A 10,499-nucleotide genomic window follows, 5' to 3' on the forward strand; every position below is an offset into this window, starting at 1 on the left:
CTCTGACAGCGGCAAGTCAATCAGAACAGGCTGTACGCCTCCGACACCGCACGCGGTCCCGCCGGGGGCTCGTCGTCCTCTTCCTCTTCGTCGTCCACCGGCGCGTCGTCGTCACGTTCCAGCTCGCCGTCGGCGTTGATCGACCAAATGAAGTCGTCCACCAGCGCCTGCTCGTAGGCGTCGTCCTCGTCCTCGATCGGCTCGTCGCCGTCCTCGTCGTCGCCCTCGGGCGCCGTCGAGGTGAACTCGTTCATCAGGTCGAAGTCGGCGTCGGGGTCGGCCATGAGCATCGCGGCCTTGAACTCCTCGACCGAGATGGTGGCCGCGTCCTTGTGGCCATGCGCGTGTGGACCGGGCCAGGTGCCGGTGGCCAGCTTGTGGATGTTCGCGGTCAGCCCGTCGAGGATGCGCGGGTTGTGCACGTACTTCATCAGGTGACGGCGCAGCCGCCGGAAGTCGCCGGGGGTGCCGGGCCGCCACTTCTTGCGCCCCTCGCCGTGCGCCCAGTACTCGCGCAGCTTGGCCGCGTTGGGGTTGGGCGACATCACCTTCGTCTCGAAGGTCTCCCACTCCTCGATCGACTTCGAGTCGGCCGAGGTCCACTGGTCGGGCAGCAGGTTGGTGGCGCCGAGCGCCTTGGCCCGCTTGACGATGTGCGCCTTGGCCTTGGCCTGGTCCTTGGCGCGGCCGAACGCCTTGATCGCGTTGCGCAGGTCGCTGACGTTCGCGATCGGGAACGAACCGTCAGGGAGCGCGTTGCCGGACTTGGCCAGCTTCTCGCGCTCGCCGGTGCCGACGGTCCGCTTGGTCTCCAGGTGTTCAAGCATGCTCAGACCCTTCTGCATCGGCTCGCCCAGCGGGAAGTCGTAGTGATCACCACCCAGGGCCACGCGCAGGCGGTCGAAGATCACCGAGCCGGTGAACGACAGCTTGTTCTGGTTGACCCCGTAGCCAGCCGTGACGTGCGGGATGAACGGCTCGTGTTGATCGTCGCCGCCGAACTGGGCCAGCTCGGCACGCAGCGGGCCGAGCACCGTGGAATCGCCCACCAGGTAGACCGCGCAGGGCTCGCGGTCGCCGTGCCCGTCCGGGTTGAAGGTGGCGTGGCCGAACACGCGGGTCTCGACCGGGGGCAGCATCACCGCGACGTTGGCGGCGGCTGCGGCGATGGCGTTGCGCTGCCGGTTGTCCATGGTGGACACGTCGCTGCCGAGGTAGACCAGGGTCAGGTGCATCTCCTCGGGCTTGTCCCCGCGCGGGACGGCCAGGGCTTCGGCGTCGTCGGCTCGTGGAATGAGCGCGATCATGCCCCCGGTCTGCTCGTCTGCCATGCCGGTCATCATCACAGCAGGACGCGGGGTTACGTGGCAGGCGCGCCCGGTCGATTGACGTGCGTAAAAACGCAAGGTAACCTGGGGTTCTCACGGCATCACCGTCTCCACGACGGGTTGTTCGTGCGGAACCGACAGACCCCGGCCCGGCGGCCGGGGTTTCGTCGTTCAGGGGGTCTGCTCGGTCTCGCTCGTGAACACGGCGCGCAGCCCGTCGACACCGGCGCCGAGCACTTCGAGCGCGGCACCACTGGGCAGGATGACCGCCGCGCCGTTCGCTCCGGCTGCCACACCGATCACCGCTCCGGCGGGGATGAGGACCGCCAAAGTAGTAGCGGTCGTCGCGGCCGGGGCCAGCGCGAGCACCAGCGCCGAGGGCAGGGTGACCATCTGGCCAGGGACCGCGTCCACCTGGTCGGACAGCGTCCGGTAGCCCACGATGTCGCGGCCGAGGGTGACCAGCGTGGCCACCGGCGGCAGCCCCATCCCGGTCGGTGCGGTGATCAGCACCGGCCCGTCAGGCGCGGCGGCGGCCTTGCCGAGCGCGGTGCGCAGCGTGTCGAGGGCCTCGCCCGGCGCCTGCCGGTCGGTGGCGGCGTCGAACACGCGGGCCAGGCGACGCTTGACGGTCTTGTCCGGCTTGCGGAACAGCAGCCCGCACCGGCAGTTGGCGACCTCGCCCCAGCTGGCGGGCAGGTCGGTGGGGTCGCCGGGGAAGCGCAGCTTGAACTTGCCGACCTGGAACTTGTCGCCCAGGCGACGCACCTGGCCGTCGGCGCCGGTGGGGTGGGCGTGGGTGCGCCGCACGCGCTCGTCTCGCCGGGACAGCCACTGCGCGTGGGTGACGCCGAGACGGGCGGCCTGCCGGTAGGCGGCGTCGTTGGCCAGCGCGTTCGCCAGAGTCCGGCCCGACATCAGCACCCAGTTGCCGCCGCGCCGGTGCGCCTCCTCGATCCGGTCGAACACGTCGTCGAGGTTCTCGGCGTTCTCGTCGGCGTCCAGGATGGCCTTGCGCAGCTCGCTGGCGTGTCGGTCGGCCACGCCGAGGATGCGACTCACCGCGTCCTCGACAGCCTGCGCGATCTCGCCCTCGTCGAAGCTGCCCAGGTCTGGCTCATCGCCGGAGCCCAACCGGGTCGCGGTGTCCTTGGCCGCCTCAGTGGCGATGTGCAGCGCGGCGGTGGGCAGCTGCTCGCGCAGCTCGTCGCCGACCTTGGCGGGCAGGATGTAGTCGGGGTCCAGGGCCTTGGTGGATACCATCGGGGTACCCGGCCCGGTCCTCGTGACCGGGCTTTCCTTGTGTTCGACGTCCCACCAGCGCGTGCCCTTGCGGCCCTTCGGCCCCTTCAGGCGGGCGCGGACCACGCCGATCGTGCGGTCGAGGTACGCCTGGAGCGGCTTGGTCAACTCCTCCTCGGCGCGGCGGGCGCGGGCGTCGGTGACGGCGGCGAGCGCGTCGCGGACCGGTCCGGGCGCGGGGCTGGGGAGCGCCTCGCGAACCCGCATTTTCGCGGGATTCAGCTCCGGTAGGTCATCGCCACCCAGCGGTCGCGAGCCCACCTCGGTCTCGCGCGCCGCCCTGCTTACCCTCCAGCTCGGCCTCGACCACTACCGCCTTGCCGTCCAGTGCCCCGGACACGGCCCGGCCGCCGCTGGCGGCGAGCCGCAGCTGGCGCGAGTTGTTGATGTTCTCGGCCATCCGGGCGCCGAGCTGGCTGCCCTCCTCGGCGCCCGCGCGGGCCTCGGCGGACGGGTCGGCCGCGACGCCGGAACCGAGCATCTGGAGCTTGATCACCTCGGCGACGTCGTCCGGGTCGCCCGCCGGAACGGTGCCGCCGGGCAGGTAGACGACGCGACTCCATGGCTGGTTGAACGGCGGCTTACCCGCGATCTCGCGCCACTCGTCAAGGGTGATGCGGCCCTCGGCGAAGTCGGCGGCGGCGCGGTCCACGTCGGTGCGCTCGTGCCGCTTGAGCAGCCACAGGTCGTCAAGGTCGTGCCGGAAGAACAGGGCGTCGTCGTAGGCGCCGGTGAGGATGTCCAGCTGGTCGTCGAGCATGGCCCACAGCGGGACCAGGGTGTCTTCCTGCCAGTTGGCCTTCTCAGCGTCGGCGTTGTCGAAGGTGCGGCCGGACGCGTCGCCCAGCACCGACTCCGGCGTGCCGAACACGATGCTGATCTCTTTGCGCATCCGGTCCATGGTTTCGGACCACTGGGTGTCCCTGGGGTGGTTGGACGTGTCCACCCACTCCATGGCGTCGGCCTGGATGGCGCTGGTGCGCCCGGCCGAGGCGGGGCCGCCGTTGAACCGGGCTTCGAGGATCTGCAAGGTGTCGTCGCGGACCTGGCCCTTGACGGCGAGGATGCCGCCGGGGCGGCCGTCCTGCTCCATGAACCGGCGGTTGTAGAGCCGGGCGGCCTTGTCCAGGTCGGCGGACAGTCCGGCCGCCTGCGTGGGGCTCATGCCCCGGAACATCAGGGTGGGGTGCGGGCTACGCAGCCACAGGACGCTGCTGGGCTGTTCGCCGAAGCTGGCCTTGGGATCGAACCGGGGCAACTCGTTGTACGGTCCGCTGGCGTCGTTCACGGTCACCCGGAAGGCGCCGAGCGGATCCACCTTCTCGCGGCCGTCGGCGAGACGTTCGCGAACAGGCACGATCTCCACCATGTCCGGGTCGAGCAGGTTCAGCAGCCCGATCGAGCCCGCGCGAGTGCGGATCACCTCGACGAACACGCCGCGCGAGGACAGCAGCCACTGCGCGATCAGCCGGTAGCGGAAGACCTTGGCGCGCTCCCACGGGTTGGCCTGCACGTTGAACAGGTGGGTCAGCCGGGTGGGGTCGGCAGCCACGGGCACGGGCTCGCCCTTGTCCGGGTCGCCCTGCCGGATGACGATCTTCCGCGCGATCGAGGCCGAGGCGATGACGTGCACTGCCCGGTAGATCCACGGGTTGACCTCGAAGCCCTCGCGGACGGCACGGTCGGTGTTCCAGTCCTGCTGGTAAGGCTGGCCGACGACGACGTACTGGCGGAAGAAGGACCGGACCCGGCCCGAGAGTCCCTTGGTCTCCCTGCCGAGGGCACCGGCGATCTTGCGGCGAAGGGTGGGCGCCAAGGTCCGTCGTGCCACCGCGTTCTCCCCTCACCTGATGTCCGTGCTGGTGGCGAGCGTAGCTACCAGGGGGTGCGTTCTTGCGCAGGCGCGCGGCGACCCCCGGTCAACGAGCTGGCCGGGGGTCGCGGTGGGGGTGGATCAGCTCGCGCCGGAGCCGGTCTTGGCCACGACGGCGTCGTAGACCTTGTCGGCGATGGCTTCACCATCGTGTCCGGCACCGTTGTCCGTGTTGAGCATGGTTGGCCTTCCTCCCGGTTGGTGTCAGTCGGTTAGCAAACCAGTAAACAACCGGCTTGTCAACCACGTTGCGAGCGCCACCAAGCGACGGCGCGGGCGTTCTGGCTCTTTCGGTCGTAGTCGATCATCATCTCGCGAAGCTGGGTACGCACGATCTCGTCCAGTTCCTCGGGCAGCTCCCAGCCGGTCTCGGGGCGAACTGGTCGCGTGGGAGGCGTGGCGAGGATGCCGAGCGGTTCGCCGGTGCCGAACCCGGCCACAGGGTCGAAGGGCTCCACCTAGATCATCTCCGGCGGGTACCCGCGTACCCAGGCCACGGCCTCCTGGCCATAGTGCTCACGCAATCTGGTCAGGGACTCTTGCAGAAGCCGCAGCCTGTCCTTGCCGCGATCGGCGGACGGCGCGTCCGACCCGAGCGGCAGCACCTCGTCCTTGATCGAAAATCCGACACAGCAGTTCTGCCACGGGCTGCTCGGTTCCGACCACCACACACCGTGGATCTCGTCGGCCTGGATGCGGATGGTTTCGACGAACTCGGCCGCGAAGTTCGACCAGCGTGCTTGTGACAGCTTGTCGTCGCTGTTGCCGATGGTGGCGTACACGGTGCAGGTGCTCATGCATATGCACCTTACGTCCCTGGTGGGGATTCGCTATCCGGCTGGACAGCGGTACCTGATCTGCTAGGGTATGCGTAAATACGCAAGGCTGACCGAGGGACGGATGGATGACCGACAGCGCCGCTGTCTCGATCGACTCCGTGAGCCTGGGTGCCGAGGTGAAAGCGCTGGCCGAACACGTCCGCGAGCTACGCGAACGCATCGCTGCCAGCGCCGACCAGGCCCGAGGCCCACTGCTCGACGAGCTGTGCACGCTGGACGACGCCGCCCGTGACCTACGGGACGCCAGAGACGCGGTACTCGTGCAAGTCCGCGTCCGAGGTGTCTCCTGGAATTCGATCAGCACCAAGACCGGAGTGCCCGCCACCACGTGGCGCGGCCGACACGACCGTTACCTGGAGGGTGACCAGCCATGAAGCAAGCGCGTCGCAGTGCTCCCGACGCGCCCCGCCCTCACGGCCCGATTCGCCGCGCTCTGCGGCGGGTCTTCTCGGCGACCGGCGTGGCGTTGTTCGCCACCGCCGTCGTGGGCGGAATCGCCGCCGCGATCAGCTACAGCCACATGCTCGACTGGGCGAAGGCGAACGACGACGTCAACAGCGAGTGGCGGGCCTACCTGTTCCCGGTCTCGGTGGACGGCGCAATCGTGGCCGCCTCGGCGGTGCTCTACGCGGACTCGCGGGCCGGGCGCAAGAGCGACAAGCTGGCCTACGCGATCATCGTGGTGGGCATCCTGTGGTCGATCATCGCCAACATCGCACACAACACCACCGGGTGGGGCGCGGAGAAGACCATCGCCGGGTGGCCGCCCATCGCGCTCGCCCTCGTCGTCGAGATGGTGTTCCGGTTCGTCCGGCGCATGAGCGAGCAGGCCGAGGCGCTGGCCACCGCGCAGGCCGAGCAGGCGCGTCTCGCCGAGGCCGCCCGCGTCGAGGCCGAGCGCGTGGCCGCCGAGGAGAAGCGCGCCGCCGAGGAGGCCGCCGCCCGCAGGGCCGAGGCCGACGAGCGCCGACGCGAGAGGGCCGAGCAGCGCGAGCGCGAGAGGGCCGAGCAGCGCGAGCAGGAGCCGCAGGCCGATGTCGTCCAGCTGCGGGCCACCGGCACCGACGGCGCCGACCGTCCGGCGTGGCTGATCGAGGGCGCGACCGCCGAGCAGGCGATGCTCGCCTACCTCGCGCAGGCGAAGGGCGACGTCACCGGCGCCGAGCTGGACCGCGTGGTCGGCATCCCCTACTTCGGCACCACCCCCGGCTACGGCCGCAAGATCGCCCGCAAGTACCGCGAGCAGCAGGAGTCCCGACAGGAGGAGGTGTAGGCCGTGGCCAAAGCGGCGGCCAAGCCGCGACGGGCGGCGAAGACGCGGCCCGCCAAGAAGGTCAGAGTCCGCAAGAAGAAGGGCTTCATCCGCAAGGCGCTCGGTCCGAAGCCGACGACGCCGAAGAAGGGCAACTGGGCCTGGCGGGTGGTCAAGGGCACGACGAAGGGGACCGCGAAGTTCGCGGCCAAGCAGACCGGCAAGGCGGTCAGGAAGGGCGCAGAAAAGGTCAAGACCTGGAAGGACAACCGGGACTTCGAGAGCGGCTACGTTCCCGAGCCCGGCGAGATCCCCAAGGGCAGGCGCACGAAGGGCGCCACCTACGTCGGCGACAAGAAGTTCAGCACGCCAGCGGCGGCCATGGCCTACTCGGAGAAGGTGGCCGCCGCCGAGCCGGTCGTGCTGGCCGACCGCGCGAGGACCACCGTCACCTTCACGAAGTGGGGGACCGCGCGAGTCGCACCCGCCACCCGGCCCACGGCCAAGAAGAAGACCGCGAAGAAGAAGGCCCCCAAGCCCAAGGACAAGACGGACGCGCTGATCAAGGCGCACCGGGACAAGCTGACCAAGATCGGGAGTGTCGCAGTGGCTGAGAACGAGGTCGCCAAGTTCGTCAAGAAGGCGTTCCAAGAACTGTTCGATCACAAGCCCCGCAGGCTGTCGCAGATGGAGCAGCTGGCCCTGGGGATGGAGCAGGCCGACGCGTACGCCGCCGAGGTGGTCGAGAGTCTGCGGATGTTCTACATCCAGCGGGGCTTCGACCCGGCGCTGCTCATGGCGTTGAACAACGTGCAGTCCGCCTACGAGGTGGCCGCCGAGGAGTGGACCAAGCACATCGTGGTGATCAAGGACGAGCTGGCGGCCGAGATCGCCGCCGCCAAACGTCGCCGCGAAGGCGCGGCGGGCAACGTCCCCAGCGACGAGACGCTGGCGGGCTAGAGCAGGAAGGGCTGAAGGAGGTTCACCACGATGGCGACGCGCAAGACCGACGACATCAACCTGTGGGACGTGCTCTACCGGCGTCGGCTGGCATGGGGTCCGTTCTACCTCGGCGCCGCCGCGCTCATCGCCGCGATGCTGTCCGCCATGCTGTCCACCGGACAGCTGATCTTCGCGTTGGGCGCCATCCTGCTGACCGGTGGCGCGTGGGCCTACACCCGCGTCCGGGACGGCATGCGCCGGGTCTACGCCTACGCGGTGCTGGTGGCGTCGCTGGCGTGGGTGATGTCGGCCCACGAGCTGTTCCCGGACGCGTTCAACTGGCTGGCCGTGACCTGGTTCGGCGGCGTGCTGCTGCTGGGCATCCCGTGGTGGACCTCGGACCGCAAGCGCGTCCAGGTCAAGATCGAGGGCAACCTGCGGGACTGGCCGCAGGTGGCCAAGCGGATCGGTCGTGAGCACCTGAAGCCGGTGGGCGTGGTCATGACACCCATCGGCCGCAAGGGCAAGTTCACCTGGCCGCTCGGCGCCTACGAGGTGGACTCGATCATCCGGGACAAGAGCCGGATCGAGGGCGCGATGGGCGCCGACCGGGGCACGCTGCGCATAGAGCTGGACGGCAAGTCCACCAACTCGGTGCGCTGGCAGGTCATCGAGCGCGACCCGCACGCGGCGGCCCAGCCGTGGCCGCTGCCCACGCACCTGGGGCGCGCCTCGGATCCGATGGTGCTGGGTCCGCGCGAGGACGGCGAGATGGCCAAGGTGCAGCGGTTCGTGCCCGGCGTCGGCGCGCGGAACCTGCTGGCGGCCGGTCAGCAGGGCTCGGGCAAGTCGTCGCTGATCAACCTGGAGTGCGCCACCGGGGCGGTCGCCGAGGACGAGTTCATGATCGGCTTCGACTTCAAGGAAGTGGAGCTGACCCCGTGGAAGCCCACGCTCGGCTACTTCACCGCGTCGGTCGAGCAGGCCCGCAAGCTGATCTTCGCGATGACCGAGGACGAGGTGGGCCTGCTCGCGGTCCGCCAGCACAAGCTCGCGCTGCGCGGCGCCCGCGTCTGGAACGACAAGGGCGTCTACGACGGGCCGATCATCTCGATCATCGTGGATGAGGCCAAGGACCTGCTGGGCATGGGCGACTCCAAGTTGGTCGACAGGTTCTCGCTGATCGGCACGAAGGGGCGTGCGCTGGGCGTGCGCTTCGTGCTCGCCACCCAGTACCCGACGCTGGAGGCCATCGGCTCCAGCCAGATCCGCCAACAGATCCGACACCGGTTCTGTTTCCGGATGCAGGACGAGAACGGCGAGAGTTTCGTCATGCCGGGCCATTCGGTGCGGGCCGACCGGATCCCCGACGACCGGCCCGGCACCTGCTACTTCCTGAACTCGGACAAGCTGGAGTCGATGCCCATCCGCATCCACTACCTCGACGACGAGACGGTGGCGGCCGTGGCGGCGTCCCGAGCGGGACTCACGCCGGAACTGGACCGGGAGAGCGAGACCGCCATCACCGAGTTGTTCCCGGAGTTCGCCGACCGGGAGCGGTACATCCCGCTGGGGGAATCGGTCCCGCCGGAGAGCGAGACTGCCGAGACTGAGGGCGGGAGTGAGAGCGGGACTGACGCCGAGAGTGAGGAGACGGAGATGGACGACATCCCCCCGTGGGACGACGCGCCCGACGAGGACCTGGCCGACCTGATCGCAGCCAGACGGGAGTCGATGACGACCGAACAGGTGGCCCAGTCGGACCGCGACCGCGAGGCCGCGCTGGCGGCCGGGGCCGAGCCGGTCGAGAAGCTGGGCGAGCAGGCGGCCAAGGAGGCGATGCTGACCGCGCTCGCCGAGGCGTGGCCGGAGGGCGTGAAGGCCAAGGACCTTCAGCGGGCGGCCACCCGTGGGTCGAGCTGGTTCTACCCGGTGGCCAACGGGTGGGCCGAGCAGGGCCTGGTGCAGCGCACCAACTACGGCACGTGGGCGCTGGTGGCGCCGCCGCCGCAGCCCGTGCCCGCGCACTCTGCGTAACTGTCCAGCGCGCTCCGTGAAGTGTCCAGCGGGGGCCGGATGAACTGTCCAGTGGACTGTCCATCCGGCCCCTGACCTGTAATCCCTCCCCCAGCCCCCTCCGCAAGCGTCCAGTGGACGGTTGAGGTGTCCAGTTCGACGGAGTGTGACGAGTGAGCCGTAACGGCAAGATGCGGCGGCAGACGCCGAGACGGGCGCCGAAGGTGCTGCTGGCCGAGTTCGAGGCGAACGCGCGCAAGGCGGTCCGCATGCGGGTGGCGGCCACGATGAAGCGCTACGCGCGGCTGAACGCTCACGGCGCGCCGGAGCGCTGCGTGGGGTTCCGGAGCGGCTCCAAGATCATCTTCGACACCCCGGAGCGCGCCGAGGCGTGCCGCCAGTCGCTCGTCGCGCGAGGGCTGAGCCAGACCCGCTCGGTGCACGCCTGCGACCGCTGGGGCGGCGAGACCCACTACCACCTGACGCGGCGGGAGCGGCCCGCCGAGGGGGACTAGTCCCCCTCGGTCTCGCTGGGCAGTCCCGGTCAGTCCCGCTCCCCAGTCCCGCTCGGTCCCGCTGCGAGTCCCGGTCACTGCCGGGGGATGAACGCCTGCGGGTCCTCCGGGTCCACGTACAGCGGCCCCTCGCCGTCGGGCTCGAAGTCCCGCTCGGTCTCCCCCTCCAGGTCGGCGGGACTCCCGCTCGCGAGCCAACGGCCGAGTGCCGCGAGAGCGACACCGGCGTAGGCGGCGAGGGCAACGAGGAACCCTTCGACCAAGATCAGGTAGAGGGTGGCGCCCACGATGCCGACCAAGATCAACACCACTCCGGTGACCTCGCGGACGAGCCGCACGCGCGTGCTCCTGGTACCCATGATCTGTCAACTCCTGTCAGGTTTCGTCACGAACTGGAAGCGGCCCGCCCCCTCCTCTGGGTTGGGGGCGGGC

11 protein-coding genes are annotated in these 10,499 nt (G+C 69.7%); 5 read left to right on the plus strand and 6 right to left on the minus strand.

The genetic code is table 11. The features are described 5' to 3' along the window. Positions 1–20 precede the first annotated feature (20 nt). The 5 genes from VFO68_RS32765 to VFO68_RS32785 all read right to left on the minus strand — a co-directional run bounded on the left by VFO68_RS32765 (position 21) and on the right by VFO68_RS32785 (position 5,300). Entirely contained in the window at positions 21–1,331 is a 1,311-nt protein-coding gene (locus tag VFO68_RS32765; protein ID WP_325162310.1) for a 2'-5' RNA ligase family protein, read from the minus strand. A gap of 168 nt (positions 1,332–1,499) precedes the next feature. After that, entirely contained in the window at positions 1,500–2,837 is a 1,338-nt protein-coding gene (locus VFO68_RS32770; protein WP_325162311.1) for a hypothetical protein, read from the minus strand. Between the two features lie 25 nt (positions 2,838–2,862). Next, on the minus strand, positions 2,863–4,461 hold the full coding sequence (locus tag VFO68_RS32775; protein ID WP_325162312.1) for a phage portal protein: 1,599 nt from the start codon (positions 4,459–4,461) through the stop codon (positions 2,863–2,865). Positions 4,462–4,742: 281 nt separating this feature from the next. Next, positions 4,743–4,961 carry a hypothetical protein gene (locus VFO68_RS32780; protein ID WP_325162313.1) on the minus strand — a complete coding sequence of 73 codons (219 nt, stop codon included), beginning with the start codon at positions 4,959–4,961 and terminating at the stop codon, positions 4,743–4,745. Next, a complete protein-coding gene (locus tag VFO68_RS32785) occupies positions 4,962–5,300 on the minus strand; it encodes a hypothetical protein (protein ID WP_325162314.1) in 339 nt (112 codons plus the stop codon). Between the two features lie 107 nt (positions 5,301–5,407). On the opposite strand from VFO68_RS32785, the gene VFO68_RS32790 reads away from it, so the two are divergent. From VFO68_RS32790 to VFO68_RS32810, 5 genes are all read left to right on the plus strand, one after another. Next, on the plus strand, positions 5,408–5,716 hold the full coding sequence (locus VFO68_RS32790) for a hypothetical protein (protein ID WP_325162315.1): 309 nt from the start codon (positions 5,408–5,410) through the stop codon (positions 5,714–5,716). Further along, positions 5,713–6,615, plus strand: a complete 903-nt coding sequence (locus VFO68_RS32795; protein ID WP_325162316.1) for a DUF2637 domain-containing protein — start codon at positions 5,713–5,715, stop codon at positions 6,613–6,615. Before VFO68_RS32790 ends, VFO68_RS32795 begins: the two co-directional genes overlap by 4 nt. A gap of 3 nt (positions 6,616–6,618) precedes the next feature. Further along, positions 6,619–7,554 (plus strand): hypothetical protein, encoded by a 936-nt coding sequence (locus VFO68_RS32800; protein ID WP_325162317.1) that lies wholly within the window; start codon positions 6,619–6,621, stop codon positions 7,552–7,554. Positions 7,555–7,584: 30 nt separating this feature from the next. Continuing rightward, a complete protein-coding gene (locus tag VFO68_RS32805; RefSeq protein ID WP_325162318.1) occupies positions 7,585–9,573 on the plus strand; it encodes a hypothetical protein in 1,989 nt (662 codons plus the stop codon). Between the two features lie 152 nt (positions 9,574–9,725). Beyond that, complete coding sequence (locus tag VFO68_RS32810; RefSeq protein ID WP_325162319.1) at positions 9,726–10,067, plus strand: hypothetical protein; 342 nt, start codon at positions 9,726–9,728, stop codon at positions 10,065–10,067. 74 nt (positions 10,068–10,141) lie between these two features. Here the strand turns inward: VFO68_RS32810 and VFO68_RS32815 are convergent, their stop codons facing one another. Continuing rightward, on the minus strand, positions 10,142–10,405 hold the full coding sequence (locus VFO68_RS32815; RefSeq protein ID WP_325162320.1) for a hypothetical protein: 264 nt from the start codon (positions 10,403–10,405) through the stop codon (positions 10,142–10,144). Positions 10,406–10,499 lie beyond the last annotated feature (94 nt).

It is taken from the genome of Actinophytocola sp., from assembly GCF_035712165.1.
In the GTDB taxonomy this organism is placed as follows: domain Bacteria; phylum Actinomycetota; class Actinomycetes; order Mycobacteriales; family Pseudonocardiaceae; genus DASYTH01.